Here is an 18396-nt window from a genome sequence, read left to right as displayed (position 1 = left end):
GGGGGCAGACATGAAATTGTTCGGATGGAGGGCGCGCGACGAAGCGCGGCCGGCGTTGTCGCGCGCCGGATCGGGGCCGGCGGTGGGGGACTGGCCGCGGAGTTACGAGGCGCAGGTGCGCGAGGCGTATCTGGGCAACGCGATCGCCCAGCGCGCGGTCAAGCTGGTGGTCGAGGGGGTGGGGAGCGCGCCGCTGAGCGCGTCGGATCCGGGGCTGATCGCGCTGGCGACGAAGCGGTCGGGCGGGCAGACGCTGGTCGAGACGGTGACGGCGCAGCTGCTGCTGCACGGCAACGCCTATGTCCAGGTGCTGCGCGATGCCGAGAGCGGCGCTGCGGAGTTGTTCGCGCTGCGGCCGGAGCGCGTGTCGGTCGAGGTCGATGCGGGCGGGTGGCCGGTGGCGTATCGCTACAAGGTCGGCGAGCGGGTGACGCGGCTGCAGGCCGACGTCGTGCGACCCGAGGTGATCCACCTCAAGACGTTCCATCCGGTCGACGATCATTACGGGCTCGGCTGCCTGGGCGCGGCGGCGGGGGCGGTGGCGATCCACAACGCCGCGGCGCGGTGGAACAAGGCGCTGCTCGACAATGCGGCACGACCGTCGGGGGCGCTGGTCTATGATCCGGGCGATGGATCATTGCTGTCGACCGACCAGTTCGACCGGCTGAAGGGCGAGCTGGAGGCGTCGTTCGCGGGCAGCGGCAATGCGGGGCGGCCGATGCTGCTGGAGGGCGGGCTGAAGTGGCAGGCGCTGTCGATGAGCCCGGCGGACATGGATTTTGCGGGGATGCGGGGCACTGCGGCGCGGGAAATCGCGCTGGCGTTCGGGGTGCCGCCGATGCTGCTCGGGCTGCCGGGGGACAACAGCTACGCCAATTACCGCGAGGCCAACCGGGCGCTGTGGCGGCTGTCGGTGCTGCCGATGGCGCATGCGGTGCTCGACGGCATCGCGCAGGGGCTGCGGGGGTGGTTCGAGGGGGCGACCCTGGCGGTGGACCTGGACCGGGTGCCGGCGCTGGTCGAGGATCGCTCGACGCTGTGGGCGATGGTCAGCGCGGCGGATTTCCTGAGCGATGCGGAAAAGCGGGTGATGCTCGACGTGCAGGAGCCGGCGGCGTGACGCTGCGCTTTGCCGGCTATGCGGCGGTGTTCGACGTCGTCGACCGCGCCGGCGATGTCGCGCGCCCGGGAGCGTTTGCCGGGGCGGGACTGGTGCCGTTGCTGTGGCAGCATCGCGGGGGCGCGGTGGGGGTGCTGTCGGCGGTTGCCGAGGATGCTCGGGGGCTGCGGGTCGAGGGGGTGATCGAGGATCCGGCGCTGGCGGACGCGGTGCGGTGCGGCGCGGTGGCGGGGCTGTCGGTTGGGTATCGCCCGGTGACCGTCCGGCGCGGCGCGCGGCGGGAGCTGCTGCGGGTGATGCTGGTCGAGGTGAGTTTGGTGGCGGTGCCGATGCAGCGGCTGGCGCGGGTGGAGACCTGCGGTTCCCCGGCGGAGGCCGGGGCCCAGGCGGGATAGCAGGGGTAACGTAGGGGAGCGGTCATCATGATCGTCCCCCGACTGGGCCCCGGCCTTCGCCGGGGAACACAGAATTTCGAGAGGTTTGGCTGGCGTCCTTCGGGGCGCCTTTTTTGTGGGAGAGCGACATGGACGTTATCGACAGGCCGGTGCTGGATGGCGCGGCGCAGGGTGTGAGTACGGCGTTCGCGGGGTTCGTGCGGAGTGGCGCGACGATCGAGATGAAGGCGTTCACCGGGGTGACCGGCGATGCGGGCGGGTTTGCGGTGCCCAAGGAGATCGACGCGCAGATCGATGCGGTGCTCAAGAGCATCTCGCCGATCCGCGCGATCGCCAACGTCGTGAAGGTCGGCTCGGCGGGGTATCGAAAGCTGGTGACGACCGGCGGTACGCCGTCGGGCTGGGCGGCGGAGACCGATGCGCGGCCGGGGACGGCGACGCCGACCTTCACCGAGATCGCACCGCCGATGGGCGAGCTGTACGCCAATCCGTCGGCGAGCCAGGCGATGCTGGACGATGCGGCGTTCGACGTCGAGGACTGGCTGGCGAGCGAGATCGCGGTGGAGTTCGCCAAGGCCGAGGGTGCGGCGTTCGTCGGCGGATCGGGGGTCGGGCGGCCCAAGGGCTTCCTGACCCAGCCGACCGCGGCGACCGGCGATAGCGCGCGGGCGTTCGGGACGCTGCAGTACCTGGCGAGCGGGGCGGCGGGCGATTTCGGCGCCAACCCGCAGGAACGGCTGATCGACCTGGTGCAGGCGTTGCGCGGGCCGTACCGCCAGGGCGCGAGCTTCGTGATGAATGCGAGCACGCTGGCGCGGATCCGCAAGTTCAAGACGAGCGACGGTGCGTTCGTGTGGGCGCCCTCGCTGGCGGCGGGGCAGCCGGCGACGTTGCTCGGCTATCCGGTGATCGAGGCCGAGGACATGCCGGATATCGCGGCCAACGCGCTCGGCATCGCGTTCGGCAACTTCAAGGCGGGGTACATCGTCGCCGAACGCAACGAGACCGCGATCCTGCGCGATCCGTATTCGAACAAGCCGTTCGTCAATTTCTACGCGACCAAGCGGGTCGGCGGCTGCGTGACCAATTCGGAGGCGATCAAGCTGATGAAGTTCGCGGTGTCGTAACGGCCGGGGGTGTCGCGCTGCGGAGAGGACGACACCCCTCCACCGGCTTCGCCGGTCCCCCTCCCCTTGCAGGGGAGGATTTCGAGATTGGAGAATCGTGATGAGCGGATCGATTCCGCCGGGCGTGATCGCGGATGCGGTCGCGGCGGCGAAGCTGTGGTTGCGCGTGGACAGCGACGAAGGGGTGCTGGCGGGACTGGCGGAGACCGCGATCCTGACCGCGGAAGCGTTCGTCGGGCGCGTCGTCGTCCTGCGCGAGGGCGGGACCGAGGGGGCGGCGAGCTGGGCCGCGGTGCCGGGGCCGATCGCGCAGGGGACGGCGATGCTGGTCGCGCATCTGTTCGAGGCGCGGAGCGGCGACGTCGTGCCGCCGGTCGCGGTCGCGGCGTTGTGGCGACCCTATCGACAGGTGCGGCTGTGAGCGTGGGGGCGAGCGCGGGGACGACGTTGCAAGCGACGATCGTGGCGCGGCTGGGCCTTACCGTCGGCGTGCGGGTGTTCGATGCGCCGCCGGTGCGCGGGGGGCTGCCCTATGCAGTGGTCGAGGAGCCGGTGCTGCAACAGGCCGACGCCGCGGGCATCGCCGGGCGCGCGGGGACGATGAGCGTGTCGTGCCATGACGCCGGCGAGCGACCGGTGCGGCTGCGGACGCTGGTGGGATCGATCGAGGACGCGATCGAAGGTTTGTCGGGCGATGTCGGCGAGGGGTGGCGGCTGGTGGGCGTGCGGCTGACACGGAGCCGGCTGACGCGGATCGGCGACGATCGCTGGCGGGGCATGAGCGAATTTGCGGTGCGACTGTATCGGGAGAGCTGAGCGGCGCGTGGCGTCCCGCGCGCGTCATCCCAGCGTAGGCTGGGATCTCGTGCGGCGGGTGGCGCGCAGGAGCCGCGGGAGACCCCAGCCTGCGCTGGGGTGACGGATTCGGGGAAGGGGAGAGCTGAGATGGCGGTGGAAAAGGGAAGTGCGTTCCTGCTGAAGGTCGGGAACGGCGAGGCGTCGGTGGCCTATGCGACCGTTGCTGGGCTGCGCACGACGCAGCTGAGCGTGAACGGCGAGGGCGTGGTGGTAACGACCAAGGATTCGGGTGGCTGGCGGCAATTGCTGTCGGGCGCCGGGGTGCGGAGCGTCAGCGTGTCGGGGGCGGGGGTGTTCACCGGGTCCGCGGCGGAAACCCGGATTAGGGGCAACGCGCTGAGCGGGGTGCTCGACGATTATCGGCTGAGCTTCGAGAGCGGCGAGACGATGACCGGGCGGTTCCTGGTGTCGCGCCTGGACTATGCCGGGGATTTCAACGGCGAGCGATCGTACACGCTCAGCCTGGAGAGCTCGGGCGCGGTGGTGGCGGCATGACCGCGTCATTGGCGGGGGCGGGGGCGGGGGCGAACCCGGCGCGCGGGGAAGCGGCGGTGCGGGTGGCGGGCGAGATGCTGGTGCTGCGGCCGAGTTTTGCGGCGTTGGTGGCGGCGGAGGCGGCCTTGGGGTCGCTGTTCGCGCTGGTCGAGCGGGCGGCGGATGGGCGGATCGGGATCGGCGAGATGGTGACGCTGTTCTGGCATTGCCTGCGCGATCCGCCCGAGGGGCTGACGCACGACGCGCTGGGCGAGGCGGTGGCGGAGGCGGGGATCGCCGCGGCGACCCCGGTGCTGCGGGTGCTGCTGTCGCAGATTTTGCAGGGGCGGTGATGATGTTCGGCGACATGATGTTCGTCGGGGGCGCCGCGCGGTTGGCGGGGTTTGCCGGGGCGGTGCTGGGGTGGACCCCGGATGCGTTCTGGCGGGCGACGCCGGCGGAACTGGCGGCGGTCGTCGGCGCGCTGGCAGGGGGGCAGGCGGCACCGCTCGATTCTGGGCCCGATGCTGGGCTGGTGGCGCGGTTGAGGGAGGCGTTTCCGGATGGATGATCCAATCGACAGGGACGTGCTGATCGGCGTGCGCGCCGACACTGCGGGGTTCTCGCGCGACCTAGGGGTGATGCGCGGCGAGCTGGAGGGCGTGCTGGGCGTCGGCGCGGAGCGGGCGGCGGCGCGGATGGAGACCGCGCTGTTGCGGGCGGTGCGCAGCGGGAAACTCGGATTCGAGGAGCTGAAGGCGGTCGGGCTGGCGGCGATGGATGCGATCGCGCGGCGTGCGGTCGATGCGGGGGTGCAATCGGTGCTGGGCGGGCGCGACACCGGCACGGTGCTGGCGGGGATGGCCGGGGGCGAGCCGGGGCGTGCGACCGGCGGGCCGGTGTCGCCGGGGCGGGCCTATGTGGTCGGCGAGCGCGGGGCGGAGGTGTTCGTGCCGACGTCTTCCGGGCGAATCGAGCCTTCGGCTTCGGGGGCGCGCGAGGTTCGGGTGTCGATCACGGTAAGCGCCAGCGGGGAGGCGGCGCCGGCGATGCTGGCGCAGTCGAGTCGGCAGGTGGCTCGGGCGGTGCGTGCGGCTTTGGCGGAGTAGGGTTTGATCACGCCAAGCCACGAAGACGCAAAGAGAAGGGTTTCACGCGGAGACGCGGAGACGCGGAGGAGACTCTTCCGCGGCAGCGGTGTGGATCATCTTGCGGTGGAGATTGCACACCGCTGTGCGGCGGGACTCTTCTCTCCGCGTCTCCGCGTCTCCGCGTGAACCATTCTTGGGCGGCCACTTATCCCGAAGTGGGAGAAGGGGTTTTCGCGCAGAGGCGCGGAGGACGCTGAGGTGTGGTGGCCGGGGCGGCGGTTCGATCTTTCATGGCGTTGGAGGGAGGGCGCTTTGCGCCTTGCTGCTTCTCTGCGTCCTCTGCGCCTCTGCGCGAATGATTCTTCAGCTTGGGAGACGTCCGATGGCGCATTGGTTGTGTTCGGCGCGGACGGTGCAGGTGGCGGGGACGGTGTCGCGGTTCGATCCGCGGTTCTGGACGGTGAATTTTCCGCGGCCGATGATGGCGTCGATGGTGACGACCGGGCCGGATTCGCTGCGGGTCGACGCGGTGTTCTACAAGGCGGACGACCTGGCGGGGCTGATCTGGGAGGCGGACGATCGGTTCGACCATCCGTTGTTGCGGTACCAGACGGTGCGGGATTTCCGCGATTGCCGGCTGGCGTTCCGGTGGCGATCGGCTGGCGTCATGGCGCTGGATGCGATCAACGGCCCGACGCTGACGATCGAGGGGCGCGATGCCGCGGGCGTGGCGCGGTCCTGGTATGTGCGGCTGTGGAACTATGCGGTCGGCACGCCCGAGGATGCGGTGGTGGCGATCGACTTTGCCGATCTGGTCGGCGGGTTCGACCTGCCCACCGACAGCGATCCGGTGTGGGCGGGGGATATCGACCGGATGTTCGTGTCGCTGGTGCCGCCCGAGTATTCTGGCGTGGATGCGGCGTTGGCGGCGGTGCGCGAAGGGTGGGTCGAGCTCAGCGGGATCGCCTGCGAGGGACCGGGATCGGTGATCGCGATCGGCGATGTCGTGGTGCCCGAGCACGGTATCCGGATCGCAGGCGGCTATGACGACAGCTATAACCTGACGCCGGCGCGGCTGCTGCGCAATGCGCTGCATCTGGGGTATCGCGGCGACATCACGCATTACGTGGGGATGAGCCATTATTTCCGGCTCGAGGCGCTGTACGGCGGCTATTACATCAGCCTGGCGGGCGGTGTGCTGAACGCGGCGTGTGCGGCGTGGCACCGGGATTTCGCGGAACGGGCGCAGGCGCTCGGCTTCGGGGTGATCTGGTCGCTGAGCTACGAGCTGTTCGATGCGCATTGCTGGAACGACTGGAAACAGCGTGCGGCGGATGGCGCGCCGGCGCTGACCGGGTGGGTGCCGCCGTCGACCTTGCTGTCGCCGGCGCATGGTGGCGCGATGGGGTATCTGCAGGCGGTGGCGCGGGCGTTCATGGCGATCGCGGTCGCGGCGGGGCTGGCGCCGAAATTCCAGGTGGGGGAGCCGTGGTGGTGGGTGATGCCGGACGGGCGGCCGTGCCTGTACGATCCCAGCGCGGTGGCGGCGTTCGCGCCGGTGGCGTTGCCGACGATCAGGGGTGCGATGAGTGCGGCGCAGACCGCGACGCTCGACCGGGCGGGGGCGTGCCTGGCGGCGTCCACCGCGGCGCTGGCGGGGGCGGCGAAGGAGGCTGCGTCGGGGTGCGTGACGCATTTGCTGACGTATCTGCCGACCGTGCTGGATGCGGCGGCGCCCGAGGCGAAGCGCGCGAACATGCCGCTGGGGTGGGCGTTGCCGGCGTTCGATGTGCTGCAGCTCGAGGATTACGACTGGGTGACCGCGGGGGACGCGGGGTCGACGGCGCACGGGATCGCGGCGGCGGAGGCGCGGCTGGGCTATCCCGCGGCGCGGCAGCATTATCTGTCGGGGTTCGTGCTTCAGGCGGATCAAGCGGCGGAATGGGGATTGATCGAGGCGGCGGCCGAGCGCGCGCGGGACCGCGGCGTGGCGGCGGCGGTGCTGTGGGCGCTGCCGCAGGTGATGCGCGACGGCTTCGTGCATTTCGACACGCCGGATACTTTGGGGGAGCAAGACATGGATGCGTTCGACGACGTGCTGTTCCCGCTGGCGCTGGGCCGCGAGGCGGCGGTGACGCCGGGCTTCTCGACCGCGATCCTGACCAGCGCGGGCGGGGTCGAGACGCGCAGCGCGGCGTGGGCCGAGGCGCGGACATCGTACGATGTCGGACCGGGTCTGCGCAGTGCGGCCGATATCGCGGTGCTGCTCGCGTTCTTCCGGGCGCGGATGGGGCCGGCGCGGGCGTTCCGGCTGCGCGATCCGTTCGACAGCGCCGGCGTGGGCGAGCGGATCGGGGTCGGCGACGGCGTGATGCGGCGGTTCGCGCTGGTGAAGCATTACGGATCGGCGGCGCGGCGGATCACGCGGCCGGTGGCGGGGAGCGTATCGGTTGCGGTCGACGGGACTGGGGTCGGGTTCCTGGTCGAGAGCGGGGGCTGGGTGCTGCTCGACGCGGTGCCGGCGGTTGGTGCGGTGGTGACGGCGGGGTTCAAGTTCGACGTGCCGGTGCGGTTTGCGGAGGATCGGTTGCGGGTGAACCTGGCGTCGTTTTCTGCGGGCGAGGCGGCGTCTGTGCCTTTGCTCGAGGTTCGAGAGAAATAGGGTTTCACGCGGAGGCGCGGAGACGCGGAGGTGTTGCGTCCGCGGTAGCGGACTGGATTCCGATTGGTCTGAGATCGAAGGCCGCTGCGCGGCAGGGGCGACATCCTCCGCGTCTCCGCGTCTCCGCGTCTCCGCGTGAAACCCTTCTGCCGAGACAAGGCATTGTATTCACGCAAAGGCGCGAAGGCGCGAAGGTGTTGCGGTTGGGGGCTTTCGCGCCCTTCTCTTCGTGGCTTCGCGGCTTTGCGTGAAAACCTTCTTCGGGAGACTCGTATGACGTGGCTGAGCGAAGAGCTGGCGACGATCGCGCTGTGCTGGCGGATCGAGCGGCGGGATGGGGTGGCGATCGGGTTGACCGCGCATGACCGCGACCTGGTGATCGACGGGCTGGTGCACCAGGCGGCGCCGGGGATGACGCCGTCGGCGATCCAGCGGTCGGACGGGCTGGACGCGGATACGATGGATGTCGCGGGGGCGCTGACGAGTGCGGCGATCGGCGAGGGGGATCTGCTGGCGGGGCGCTGGGACGGGGCGCGGGCGGCGGTGTTCGCGGTGGACTGGACCGATGTCGGCAACCGCGTCGCGCTGGGCGAGGGGACGATCGGCGCGGTCGAGCTGAGCGAGGGCGGGTTCACTGCGGAATTGCGTGGCGCCAGCGCGGCGCTGGACCGGGCGGTGGTCGAGGAGACCTCGCCCGAGTGTCGCGCGACGCTGGGCGACCGGCGGTGCCGGGTGGCGATGGCGGGGCGGCGGCGGTTCGTGCTGGTCGTGGCGTGCGAGGGGCGGGTGGTGACCGTGGATGCGGTCGAGCCGGTCGCGGATGCGTATGGCGGCGGGGTGTTGCGCTGGTTCGGTGGCGCGAACGGCGGGATGGAGAGTGCGATCGCGCGGTCCGACGGCGCGGTGGTGACGCTGAGGACGGTGCCGGGGTTCGTGGTCGCGGCAGGCGTGCTCGTCGAGCTGGTCGAGGGCTGCGACAAGAGTTTTGGGACATGCGGCGCGCGGTTCGGGAATGCGGTGAACTTTCGCGGCGAGCCGTATCTGCCGGGGATCGACCTTCTCACGCGCTATCCCGGGTGAGCGCAGTCGCAGACGCTGCGCTGGCGGCGGTGGGCGCGCGGTTCAGGTTGCATGGGCGCGACGTTGCGCATGGGCTGGACTGTGTCGGGGTGGTGGCCGTGGCGCTGCGCGGCGGCGGGTACGGGGGTGCGGTGCCGAGTGGCTATGCGCTGCGCGGCGGCGATCCCGCGCGGGTCGCGGCGTTGCTGGATGCGGGGCTGATGCGGTGCGACGGTCGGGCGGCCGGTGACGTGCTGGTGATGACGACGGGGCCGGGGCAGCTGCACCTGGCGGTGCGGACCGCCGGCGGGTTCGTCCATGCGGATGCGGGGTTGCGGCGGGTGGTGGAGCGTGCGGGCCTGGAGACGGGCGTGCCTTGGCCGCTGATCGGCGCGTGGCGTTTACGGGGGAATTGCGATGGCGACGTTGGTGCTGACAGTGGTCGGGACGGCGGTGGGCGGTCCGGTGGGCGGGGCGATCGGCGCTCTAGTCGGGCAGGCGATCGACCATGCGGTGTTCCGGCCGAAGCGGCGCGAGGGGCCGCGGCTGACCGAGCTGGCGGTGCAGACCTCGTCCTATGGCAGCCAGATCCCGCTGCTGTTCGGGACGATGCGGGTGGCGGGGACGGTGATCTGGGCAACCGACCTGGTCGAGAGCCGGTCGACCGCGCATGGCGGCAAGGGGGAGGCGAACACGACGGTCTACGGCTATTCGGCGTCGTTCGCGGTGCTGCTGTCGGCGCGGGCGATCATCGGGGTCGGGCGGATCTGGGCGGAGGGGAAGTTGCTGCGCGGGGCGGCGGGCGACTTCAAGACCGCGACCGGATTCCGGCTGCACCTGGGGGATGAGGAGCAGGCGGTCGATCCGCTGATCGGGTCGGCGGAAACGGATGCGCCGGCACATCGCGGGTGCGCCTATGCGGTGTTCGAGGGGATGCAGCTAGCCGATTACGGCAACCGCATCCCGTCGCTGACCTTCGAGGTGGTCGCCGATCCGGGGGCGGTATCGGTCGGGTCGATCGCGCGGATGCTGGCGGCGGAGGTCGGCGGCGATGCGGCGTTGACGCTCGACGGGTTCGCGGCCTCGGGCGGTAGCATCGGCGCGGTGTTGGCGACGCTGGGGCAGGCGAGCGGGGCGTGGTTCGCAGCCGATGGCGGCGGACTGGCGATGCGCGACCACGTAGGCGAGCTGGTGCAGGTTGCCGATGCGGGCTTCGGTACGCAGGGACGGCGGGCGCGGACGGTGGCGGCGATCGATACGGTGCCGCGGACGGTGAGCGTCGGGCATTATGACCCGGCGCGCGATTACCAGGCGGGGCTGCAGCGTGCGACGCGGCCGGGGGCGGGATCGCGCGACGAGCGGGTCGAGGTGCCCGCGGTGATCGACGCGGGGACGGCGAAGACGATTGCCGAGGCGCTGCTCGCGCGCGCCGAGGCTGGGCGGGTGCGGCGGACCGTGACCTGCGGGTTCGAGGGGTTGGCGATCGCGCCGGGCGCATGCGTCGCGGTCGCCGACGAGCCGGGGGTTTGGCGGGTCGCAGAGGTGATGGTCGAGGGAATGGTGACCAGGCTGACGCTGGTGCCGCTGGAGATCGCGACGCTGCCGGCGCGGGCGACCAGCGGGCGTGTCGCGGGGGCGGTTGATGCGACGATCGGCGCGACCATTTTGGCGGTGTTCGAGACGCCGGGGCTGGACGACGTGCCGTTGTCGGCGCCGCGCCTGACGGTTGCGGCGGCGGGCGCCGGGGCAGGGTGGCGACGTGCGGCGCTGCTCTACAGCCTGGACGATGGCGCGAGCTGGACCGCGGGCGGCGCGACTGCGGATCCGGCCGTGATCGGGGTGGTCGAGGTGGTGCCGCTGCGGTCGGCGCCGGCGACGCTGATCGACCTGGACGGCGCGTTCGTGGTGGCGCTGGCGCATGACGGGATGGTGCTGGGCGATGCGGACGAGGCGGCGCTGGACCGCGGCGTGAACCTCGCCGTCGTTGGCAGCGAGCTGGTGCAGTTCGGTTCGGCGGCGCCGTTGGGCGGCGGGCGGTGGCGGTTGACGCGATTGTTGCGCGGGCGGCGCGGGACCGAAGCTGCAGTGCCGGTGGTGGGGGATCGGTTCGTATTGCTGGAGCGCGAGGCGGCGCGGGCGATCGAACTGCCGGTCTCGGCGATCGGACGCGAGGTGCGGGTGATGGCGTCCGGAGTCGGGGACGACGACCCGGTCGAACTGCGCTGCATGATCGGCGGCGCATCGGTGGTGCCGCCATCGCCGGTGCATCTGCGGATCGAGGGGGCGACCTTGCGATGGGTGCGGCGGAGCCGGGCGGGCTGGCGCTGGATCGACCGCGTCGATGCGCCGCTGGGTGAGGAGAGCGAGGCGTACCGCGTGGCGATCGCGGGCGCTGCGGGCGCGCGAGTGGTCGACTGTGCAGTGCCGTACCTCGATCTGGCCGCAGGGGACCGTGTCGCGGGCACCACGATCGAAGTCCGGCAGGTTGGTCAGTTCGGGGAATCGATCGCGGCGACACTGGTTCTCGGCACCGAAATTCTAGGCAGGGGAGCGACGACATGAGCGATCTGAGTGCGCGGCTGGGATTGCCGCTGATGCAGCCGGGACAGGCGCAGAAGGAACTGACGCACAACGAGGCGCTGACGATGCTGGACCTGGCGGTGCAGGCGAGCGTGGTTGCGCTCGGGCTGAACGATCCGCCAGCGGCACCTGCATCGGGACAGGCCTGGGTGGTCGGCGCGGCGCCGACCGGGGCGTGGGTCGGCCAGGCGCAGGCGCTTGCCGGCTGGACCGAAGGCGGCTGGCGATTCGTCGCCGCGCGCGAGGGGATGACGGTGTGGAACCTCGGCGAGACGCGGGGTTCCCGCTTCACCGACGGGGCCTGGCGAGTCGGTGTGCTGACGGGCAGCGCGGTCGCGATCGACGGAATCCGCGTGGTCGGACCACAACGCGCGGCGATTGCTCCGCCGGCCGGGGGTTTGGTGGTAGATAGCGACGCCCGGACCGCGATTTCGGCGATCCTGACCGCGCTTAAGGGGCACGGCCTGATCGCGAACTGACTGTAATAGACTGTTTTAAAACGGCTTAATTCAAATCAGGAAATTTCCCGTGGCGCAGGGGCGATCCGGACTGCTAGCCTGCGCGTTAGAAGTCCCCCTGCTCGCCCCGGTTGCTGCTCGAGCGCGTCATCCGGCATGGACAGCAAGCCAGTTCGCAACTGTGGCGCCAGAGCAACAGTTCCGGTCTTTGTTTGCTTGCGTGGAAACGAACCCGGAGATAGGGAGTTTGCGATGTCCGTGTGACACTCATGAAAGGGGATTTAGTATGCGGAAGCTTGCCGTCGTTCTGGCACTCGCCTCCACCGCACTCGCCACTCCCGCCCTCGCCCGCGACAAGTCGTGGTACGTTGGCGCTGACGGCGGTGCGATGATCGTTGAAGACTCCGATTACGACATCGGTGCACTGAAGAATGCTGGCACCGTCAATCATGACTATGGTTATGATGTCGATGGTGTGATGGGCTATGATTTCGGCGGGTTCCGCGTCGAGACCGAAGTCGGTTACCGCAAGGCAACCGTCGACAGCTATTCGTCGCGCACGACCACTCCGGCGTTCGTCAACGGCGTTCGTGGCAACCGTCCCGTGGGCGACTACGGCTATGCCGGCGGCCACACCTCGGCGCTCAGCTTCATGCTGAACGGCCTGCTCGACTTCGGTCCGGATGATGGCATCCAGGGCTTTGTCGGCGGCGGCGTCGGCGTTGCCCGCGTCAAGGCCAACTACGGCCTGACCACCGGCGGCGACTTCATGAACGATTCGGACACCACGTTCGCCTATCAGGGCCTCGCCGGTATCCGTGCACCGCTGACCGACCATGTCGACGCGACGGTGAAGTATCGCTTCTTCAACGCCGAGAACGTCAAGCTGGTCGACGTTGCGAACCGTTCGTTCAACGGTCGCTATCGTTCGCACAGCATCCTGGGTGGCCTGACCTACAACTTCGGTTCGCCGACGCCGCCGCCTGAGCCCGTCGCTCCTGCGCCGCTGCCGCCCGAGCCGGTCGCACCGCCGCCCCCGCCCGAAGTCGTTTGCTCGCCTGGTCCGTTCATCGTGTTCTTCGAATGGGACAAGTCGGACATCACGCCTGAGGCAGCGTCGATCCTCGACAACGCCGTCACGCAGTACCAGTCGTGCGGCAACGCACAGGTCATGCTGGCCGGTCACGCCGATAAGTCGGGTGCCGCTTCGTACAACGTCGGTCTGTCGCAGCGTCGCGCTGACGGCGTGAAGGCTTACCTGTCGTCGCATGCCATCCCTGACTCGGTCATCTCGACCGAAGCGTTCGGTGAGAGCCGTCCGCGCGTCGACACCGCAGACGGTGTCCGCGAAGTCCAGAACCGTCGCGTGGAAGTCACGTACGGTCCGGGTTCGGGCCAGTAAGCTTTCAATCCTTCGGGATTTGAGCTGCAAGGTTGAAGAGGGAGGTCGGCGCAAGCCGGCCTCCCTTTTTCGTTGTGGCGGCGTGCGATCGACACCGTAAGGTTCGGATCCACGCGGGCGGTAATATTACCCTTCGCTCCAGTTTAGCTCATCGCTCCAGCAAATCTTGTCGTCCCCCCAGCGCAGGCTGGGGTCTTGTGCGGCCACCGCGCGCCCTTGCGTCGGGAGATCCCAGCCTTCGCTAGGATGACGGGTGTGGGCAGCGCGCGTGGGCGGGGTCGCAAATCCGCTGGCATCGTCCGCCGCACGGTTTAGTAGCGAAGCCTCTGGGGGCCGCGCCCTCGCCATGGGGTACCGCGATGCGCATCACGATGATCGGTTCGGGCTATGTCGGCCTGGTGTCGGGCGCCTGCTTCGCCGATTTCGGCCACGACGTGATCTGCGTCGACAAGGACGACGCCAAGATCGCCGCGCTCGAAGCAGGGCGGATGCCGATCTTCGAGCCGGGGCTCGAGCAGCTCGTCGCGGTCAACGCGGCGGCGGGGCGGCTGACCTTCACCACCGACCTGGCCAGCGCCGTCGCCGGGGCGGATGCGATCTTCATCGCGGTGGGCACGCCGTCCAGGCGGGGCGACGGCCATGCCGATCTCAGCTATGTGTTCGCGGCGACCGAAGAGATCGCGGCGGCGGTGACCGGGCCGACCGTGGTCGTCACCAAGTCGACCGTGCCGGTCGGTACAGGCGACCGCGTCGAGGCGATCCTGCGCGAGGCGCGCCCCGACATGGCGATCGCGGTCGTTTCCAACCCCGAGTTCCTGCGCGAAGGCGCCGCGATCGGCGATTTCAAGCGGCCCGACCGGATCGTGATCGGCACCGAGGACGAGACCGCCAAGGACGTCATGCGCGGCGTCTACCGGCCGCTGTATCTCAACGAGAGCCCGATCCTGTTCGTCAGCCGCCGCACCAGCGAGCTGATCAAATATGCCGCAAACGCGTTCCTCGCGACCAAGATCACCTTCATCAACGAGATCGCAGATCTGTGTGAGGCGGTCGGCGCCGACGTCCAGGACGTCAGCCGCGGGATCGGGCTCGACAACCGCATCGGCAAGAAATTCCTCCACGCCGGACCGGGCTATGGCGGATCGTGCTTCCCCAAGGACACGCTGGCGCTGCTCAAGACCGCCGAGGATTATCAGTCGCCGGTGCACATCGTCGAGGCGGTGGTGAAGGTGAACGACAGCCGCAAGCGCGCGATGGGGCGGAAAGTCATCGCCGCGCTGATCGGCGAGGGGGGCGACGAGCCACGCGGGAAAACCGTCGCGCTGCTGGGGCTGACGTTCAAGCCCAACACCGACGACATGCGCGACGCGCCGAGCCTGGCGATCGCGACCGCGCTGGCCGATGCCGGCGTGCGGGTGCGCGCGTTCGATCCGGAGGGGATGGACGCCGCGAAGGCGATGATGCCCGACCTGACCTATTGTCGCGACGCGTATGAGGCGGCCGAGGGTGCCGATGCGGTGGTGATCGTGACCGAGTGGGATGCGTTCCGCGCACTCGATTTCGCGCGGCTGAAGGCGGTGGTGGCGGCGCCGGTGCTGGTCGATTTGCGCAACGTCTATAATCGCGCGGCGATCGAGGCGGCGGGGTTCGCCTATACCGCGGTCGGGCGGTAGTTTCCGCAAACCCGCGACTCTTTGAGGGGCGTGATCGCGTGGCCGTCCATCCCAACGGCCGTCATCCTGACGAAAGTCAGGACCCAGGGTTACGGGCGCTGTGGTTGGTACCCTGGGTCCTGACTTTCGTCAGGATGACGGGAGAGGGGACGGAATGAGGGGCCGGTCAGGACGACGGAGCGGGTTCGGCCAGTGCCGCCGCGAGCCAGTCGGGGACCAGCGCGTTGCCGAGCGCGTCGACGCGGCGGTGTTCGATCATCAGGCCGAGCTCCGGATACACCGCTCGCGTGCGGTCGGTCGGTTCGCTCAGGGGGGCAACGACCAGGCGGCGGTTGACCTTCGAGCGGTGATGCATCCGCGCGGTGTTCTCCTGCCCGACATAACATCCCTTGGTGTAGCTGACGCCGTTTAGCTCGCCGGCATTGCATTCGAGCCATAGCGTCTCGCCATTGCCGAGCTCGCCCACGCCTTCGGTAACGCCGAGCGACAGCCGGTGCGCAAGCCAGCCATCGACCGGCGTCGCGGCCGGTCCCAGCCAGCGATTGCCGAGCGCGGCCAGTCGTGGATCGGGAACCCCTGCCGCCCCCGACCGCGACCAATGCACCGCGATATCCGTGAGCGTGATGTCGATCGTGCGGCGTAGGCGGTACATCGACAGGCGGCGCATCAGCGGGTCGGCCTGTGCGGCCTCGACATCGATCAGCACCGAATCGCCGTCCGCCCACAGGATGAAGTCGAACAGCGCCTTGCCCTGCGGCGACAACAGCGCGCTCCAGGCGGGCGCGTCGGGCGCCAGCGCGGCGGTGTCGGCGGTGACGAGACCTTGCAGGAAGCCGCGCGGGTCTTCGCCGGACACCCGCACCACGCTTCGCTCGGTCAGCATCGTTGCGGGCATCGTTGGGGTGTCGGTCATCGCTACCACCTAGTGCAGCGCGGGCGATTTCCAAGCGCCGCGTGGCTGGCGCGGGGCGCCGCGCGCCGATAACAGGGCGGGATGACCCAGAGCCTGACGATCCGCCGCCCCGACGACTGGCATGTCCACCTGCGCGACGGCGCGATGCTGGAGGCGGTCGCCCGCCATACCGCGCGGCAATTCGCTCGCGCGATCATCATGCCGAACCTGACCCCGCCGGTGACGAACGTCGAGGCCGCAAAGGCGTATCGCGCGCGGATCATGGCAGCATTGGGGGAGGGGAGCGACTTCACTCCGCTGATGACGTGCTATTTGACCGACGGCATCGACCCGGCGGAGATCGAGCGCGGTTATGCCGAGGGCGTGTTCGCGGCGTGCAAGCTGTATCCCGCGCATGCGACGACCAATTCCGCGCACGGCGTCACCGATATCCGCGCGCTGACCGGCGTGCTGGAAACGCTGCAACGGATCGGCATGCCCCTGCTGATCCACGGCGAGGTGACCGACAAGACGGTCGACATCTTCGACCGCGAGGCGGTGTTCGTCGAGCGCACGCTGGCGCCGCTGACGCGCGATTATCCTGCGCTGAAGATCGTGCTGGAGCACATCACCACCGCGGAGGCGGCGGCGTTCGTGACCGACGCGGATCACCCGATCGCGGCGACGATCACGCCGCAGCACCTGATGATCAACCGCAACGCGCTGTTCGACGGCGGGCTGCGGCCGCACGCCTATTGCCTACCGGTGCTGAAGCGCGAGACGCATCGCCTCGCGGTGCGCGCGGCGGCGGTGTCGGGATCGCCGCGGTTCTTCCTGGGAACGGACAGCGCGCCGCATGTCGTCGGTGCGAAGGAATCGGGCTGTGGCTGCGCCGGGATCTTCAACGCGCCGTTCGCGCTGGAGGCGTATCTGAGCGTGTTCGACGAAGAGGGCGCGCTCGCGCGTTTCGAAGGGTTCGCGTCGGAACATGGCGCGCGCTTCTACGGGTTGCCGCTCAACGAAGGCACCGTGACGCTGGTGCGTGAGGATGTCGTCGTTCCCGACCGGATCGGCGAAGGCGACGCGTCCGTCGTGCCGTTCCTGGCGGGAGCTACGCTGGGCTGGCGCTTTAAGGGTTAGCCGGCAACCGCTCGAGCCAGGCCTTGGCCTGCTTGCCCTCGCCGACCGCGCTGGCGGTGACGGGCCCGCGGGCGGCGAAGAAGTCGCGGTGGAGCGCGAACGGCTCCATCAGCAGGCGCTCGCGCATCGAGTCGATCGAGTCGCCGAGTTCGGTGAGCGCGTCGATCGTCGGTGCGATCGCGGCACGGACGCGGCGGTCGGTGCCGTGGTCGAACAGCCCGAGCGATCCGCGCGCGGTCTTCTCCAGCGCGGCGATCAGGGTTTCGCGGTATTCGGCTTCGAGGTCCTCACGCTGGGCGTCGAGGCGGGCGAGGCGGTCGGGTTTTGCCATGTCGTGGGTCTAGGGGAGAAGTCTGGGGTCCGCCACGGGCAAAGCCCGTGTCGTCGGACGGCTTTCAGCCGCCGGCCGGGATTGCGCGAGTCAGGCGGGCTTAGCCGCCTGCCGCGCTTCGCCTAAAACGGCAGCCACCGCGACTTGTGCGTAATATTCATATACCCAACGTTCACGCCCGCGCGCCAGCCGACGCCGAGACGGATCGGGATCAGCACGACGTTTCCGCGGCGCAGATAGGTCGCGGCGAATCCGCCGACCAGGTACAGCCGCCCCTCGACCGCGGGGAAGCGCTTGTACAGTTCCTCGGTGTCGTAGAGGTTGTAGACCAGCACGAAGACCTTGTTCGCGTCGCCGCCGACGTCGAACCCGACCGATGGTCCGGTCCAGTAGACCGGCTGCTGGCCCTCGACCTTGTGGCTCATGATTCCCGAACCGTAGCGCACGCCGAGGATGAACGCGCCCGACGCCTCGCGCCCGGCGATATAGGCGTTGGGCTGGCCCTGGTCCTTGAGGATGTTCTCCAGGATCCCACCGAGTCCCGCCGCGCCCTGGCCGAACACGCCTTCGCCCGCCGCGAGCAGGTCGTCGCGCTGATAGGTGTCGGCGGCCTGAGTCGTCGCCTCGGCGCGCTGTTCCTGCGACGTCCGGTCGGCAGGCGGTGGCGTCGGTGCGGGCTCGGACTGGGCCTGCGATTGGGCCTGCGATTGGGGTTGCGCCTCGGAATAACGCGGCGACGGCTGCGATCGCGGCGCGACTTGCGGGCGGGGCGCGGGCGAGAGGTCGGCATCGATCGCCTGGTTGGGATCGATCGTGCGGACCTGCGCCGACGCGCTGCCATTTGCCTGCCCGATGAATGCGAGGGCGGCGAGGCCCAGCCAGAATTGACGCATAACCTGATCCCCAAACCCGAACCCTCACTAAATCAACGTCGGGGTTGCCGTGCAATGAACGAGTGTAGGGTCGGTGTCGAATTCGTGCCGAGCCGTGCGCGCAAGCCGCCGACCGCGGTGCACGGGCTAATCATTACTGGCTGGTGATCGGCCGCTTGCGCACGATCGCGATCAACTCGCGGACGGCTTGGCGCGAGAACACCAGCATCCAGCCGCAATAGACCAGCGCCCCGACACCGAC

The 18396-nt window shown here is 69.6% G+C and carries 20 protein-coding genes (1 of these 20 only partly in view); 16 read left to right on the top strand and 4 right to left on the bottom strand.

Features of this window, described 5'->3' with window-relative positions; all coding sequences use genetic code 11:
- Positions 1–10: 10 nt before the first annotated feature.
- From SJY20_RS00130 to SJY20_RS00060, 15 genes are all read left to right on the top strand, one after another.
- Positions 11–1120 carry a phage portal protein gene (locus tag SJY20_RS00130; protein ID WP_380784584.1) on the top strand — a complete coding sequence of 370 codons (1110 nt, stop codon included), beginning with the start codon at positions 11–13 and terminating at the stop codon, positions 1118–1120.
- The gene (locus SJY20_RS00125; RefSeq protein ID WP_380784583.1) at positions 1117–1515 is read left to right on the top strand and encodes an HK97 family phage prohead protease; all 399 of its coding nucleotides are present in this window, start codon (positions 1117–1119) and stop codon (positions 1513–1515) included. Before SJY20_RS00130 ends, SJY20_RS00125 begins: the two co-directional genes overlap by 4 nt.
- 128 nt (positions 1516–1643) lie before the next feature.
- Positions 1644–2642 (top strand): phage major capsid protein, encoded by a 999-nt coding sequence (locus tag SJY20_RS00120; RefSeq protein ID WP_380784582.1) that lies wholly within the window; start codon positions 1644–1646, stop codon positions 2640–2642.
- Positions 2643–2742: 100 nt separating this feature from the next.
- Entirely contained in the window at positions 2743–3063 is a 321-nt protein-coding gene (locus SJY20_RS00115; protein WP_380784581.1) for a head-tail connector protein, read from the top strand.
- 2 nt (positions 3064–3065) lie between these two features.
- Positions 3066–3458: a DUF3168 domain-containing protein gene (locus SJY20_RS00110; RefSeq protein ID WP_380784580.1), complete on the top strand. Its 393-nt coding sequence runs from the start codon at positions 3066–3068 to the stop codon at positions 3456–3458.
- 129 nt (positions 3459–3587) lie between these two features.
- A complete protein-coding gene (locus SJY20_RS00105; RefSeq protein ID WP_380784579.1) occupies positions 3588–3995 on the top strand; it encodes a phage major tail protein, TP901-1 family in 408 nt (135 codons plus the stop codon).
- Positions 3992–4327, top strand: a complete 336-nt coding sequence (locus SJY20_RS00100) for a GTA-gp10 family protein (protein ID WP_380784578.1) — start codon at positions 3992–3994, stop codon at positions 4325–4327. Before SJY20_RS00105 ends, SJY20_RS00100 begins: the two co-directional genes overlap by 4 nt.
- A complete protein-coding gene (locus SJY20_RS00095; protein ID WP_380784577.1) occupies positions 4327–4545 on the top strand; it encodes a phage tail assembly chaperone in 219 nt (72 codons plus the stop codon). The genes SJY20_RS00100 and SJY20_RS00095 overlap by 1 nt, the downstream gene beginning before the upstream one ends.
- Entirely contained in the window at positions 4538–5083 is a 546-nt protein-coding gene (locus SJY20_RS00090) for a tail tape measure protein (RefSeq protein WP_380784576.1), read from the top strand. Before SJY20_RS00095 ends, SJY20_RS00090 begins: the two co-directional genes overlap by 8 nt.
- Positions 5084–5447: 364 nt before the next feature.
- Complete coding sequence (locus SJY20_RS00085) at positions 5448–7727, top strand: DUF2460 domain-containing protein (RefSeq protein WP_380784575.1); 2280 nt, start codon at positions 5448–5450, stop codon at positions 7725–7727.
- A 273-nt stretch (positions 7728–8000) separates the two neighbouring features.
- Complete coding sequence (locus SJY20_RS00080) at positions 8001–8807, top strand: DUF2163 domain-containing protein (protein WP_380784574.1); 807 nt, start codon at positions 8001–8003, stop codon at positions 8805–8807.
- 396 nt (positions 8808–9203) lie between these two features.
- A complete protein-coding gene (locus SJY20_RS00075; RefSeq protein ID WP_380784573.1) occupies positions 9204–11348 on the top strand; it encodes a phage tail protein in 2145 nt (714 codons plus the stop codon).
- Complete coding sequence (locus SJY20_RS00070; protein WP_380784572.1) at positions 11345–11845, top strand: DUF2793 domain-containing protein; 501 nt, start codon at positions 11345–11347, stop codon at positions 11843–11845. The genes SJY20_RS00075 and SJY20_RS00070 overlap by 4 nt, the downstream gene beginning before the upstream one ends.
- A 265-nt stretch (positions 11846–12110) precedes the next feature.
- Entirely contained in the window at positions 12111–13226 is a 1116-nt protein-coding gene (locus tag SJY20_RS00065; RefSeq protein ID WP_380784571.1) for an OmpA family protein, read from the top strand.
- Between the two features lie 359 nt (positions 13227–13585).
- Positions 13586–14899: a UDP-glucose dehydrogenase family protein gene (locus tag SJY20_RS00060; protein ID WP_380784570.1), complete on the top strand. Its 1314-nt coding sequence runs from the start codon at positions 13586–13588 to the stop codon at positions 14897–14899.
- Positions 14900–15065: 166 nt separating this feature from the next.
- On the opposite strand, the gene SJY20_RS00055 is transcribed toward SJY20_RS00060, so the two are convergent.
- Positions 15066–15812 (bottom strand): YgfZ/GcvT domain-containing protein, encoded by a 747-nt coding sequence (locus SJY20_RS00055; protein ID WP_380784569.1) that lies wholly within the window; start codon positions 15810–15812, stop codon positions 15066–15068.
- A gap of 81 nt (positions 15813–15893) precedes the next feature.
- Here SJY20_RS00055 and pyrC point away from each other — a divergent pair, with 81 nt between their 5' ends.
- Positions 15894–16931 (top strand): dihydroorotase, encoded by a 1038-nt coding sequence (pyrC, locus tag SJY20_RS00050; protein WP_380784568.1) that lies wholly within the window; start codon positions 15894–15896, stop codon positions 16929–16931.
- Here the strand turns inward: pyrC and SJY20_RS00045 are convergent.
- The 3 genes from SJY20_RS00045 to SJY20_RS00035 all read right to left on the bottom strand — a co-directional run.
- Entirely contained in the window at positions 16921–17262 is a 342-nt protein-coding gene (locus SJY20_RS00045; RefSeq protein WP_380784567.1) for a hypothetical protein, read from the bottom strand. The genes pyrC and SJY20_RS00045 overlap by 11 nt on opposite strands.
- Positions 17263–17384: 122 nt before the next feature.
- On the bottom strand, positions 17385–18155 hold the full coding sequence (locus tag SJY20_RS00040; protein WP_380784566.1) for a DUF1134 domain-containing protein: 771 nt from the start codon (positions 18153–18155) through the stop codon (positions 17385–17387).
- Between the two features lie 133 nt (positions 18156–18288).
- Positions 18289–18396, bottom strand: the final stretch of a protein-coding gene (locus SJY20_RS00035; protein ID WP_380784565.1) for a lipopolysaccharide biosynthesis protein. The gene runs 1407 nt beyond the window's last position; the window shows 108 of its 1515 coding nt (coding positions 1408–1515); its start codon lies beyond the right edge, outside the window; it ends in the stop codon at positions 18289–18291.

It is taken from the genome of Sphingomonas sp. R86521, assembly GCF_042466235.1.
Lineage (GTDB): Bacteria > Pseudomonadota > Alphaproteobacteria > Sphingomonadales > Sphingomonadaceae > Sphingomonas.
This window is presented reverse-complemented; position numbering and strand designations above follow the sequence as displayed.

Bases quoted from the DNA above. Each gene is read 5' to 3' on its own strand.
- pyrC (WP_380784568.1), top strand. From the start codon at position 15,894: ATGACCCAGAGCCTGACGATCCGCCGCCCCGACGACTGGCATGTCCAC.
- SJY20_RS00105 (WP_380784579.1), top strand. From the start codon at position 3,588: ATGGCGGTGGAAAAGGGAAGTGCGTTCCTGCTGAAGGTCGGGAACGGC.
- SJY20_RS00095 (WP_380784577.1), top strand. From the start codon at position 4,327: ATGATGTTCGGCGACATGATGTTCGTCGGGGGCGCCGCGCGGTTGGCG.
- SJY20_RS00040 (WP_380784566.1), bottom strand. From the start codon at position 18,155: ATGCGTCAATTCTGGCTGGGCCTCGCCGCCCTCGCATTCATCGGGCAG.
- SJY20_RS00100 (WP_380784578.1), top strand. From the start codon at position 3,992: ATGACCGCGTCATTGGCGGGGGCGGGGGCGGGGGCGAACCCGGCGCGC.
- SJY20_RS00130 (WP_380784584.1), top strand. From the start codon at position 11: ATGAAATTGTTCGGATGGAGGGCGCGCGACGAAGCGCGGCCGGCGTTG.
- SJY20_RS00080 (WP_380784574.1), top strand. From the start codon at position 8,001: ATGACGTGGCTGAGCGAAGAGCTGGCGACGATCGCGCTGTGCTGGCGG.
- SJY20_RS00085 (WP_380784575.1), top strand. From the start codon at position 5,448: ATGGCGCATTGGTTGTGTTCGGCGCGGACGGTGCAGGTGGCGGGGACG.
- SJY20_RS00060 (WP_380784570.1), top strand. From the start codon at position 13,586: ATGCGCATCACGATGATCGGTTCGGGCTATGTCGGCCTGGTGTCGGGC.
- SJY20_RS00065 (WP_380784571.1), top strand. From the start codon at position 12,111: ATGCGGAAGCTTGCCGTCGTTCTGGCACTCGCCTCCACCGCACTCGCC.
- SJY20_RS00115 (WP_380784581.1), top strand. From the start codon at position 2,743: ATGAGCGGATCGATTCCGCCGGGCGTGATCGCGGATGCGGTCGCGGCG.
- SJY20_RS00070 (WP_380784572.1), top strand. From the start codon at position 11,345: ATGAGCGATCTGAGTGCGCGGCTGGGATTGCCGCTGATGCAGCCGGGA.
- SJY20_RS00075 (WP_380784573.1), top strand. From the start codon at position 9,204: ATGGCGACGTTGGTGCTGACAGTGGTCGGGACGGCGGTGGGCGGTCCG.
- SJY20_RS00045 (WP_380784567.1), bottom strand. From the start codon at position 17,262: ATGGCAAAACCCGACCGCCTCGCCCGCCTCGACGCCCAGCGTGAGGAC.
- SJY20_RS00090 (WP_380784576.1), top strand. From the start codon at position 4,538: ATGGATGATCCAATCGACAGGGACGTGCTGATCGGCGTGCGCGCCGAC.
- SJY20_RS00120 (WP_380784582.1), top strand. From the start codon at position 1,644: ATGGACGTTATCGACAGGCCGGTGCTGGATGGCGCGGCGCAGGGTGTG.
- SJY20_RS00055 (WP_380784569.1), bottom strand. From the start codon at position 15,812: ATGACCGACACCCCAACGATGCCCGCAACGATGCTGACCGAGCGAAGC.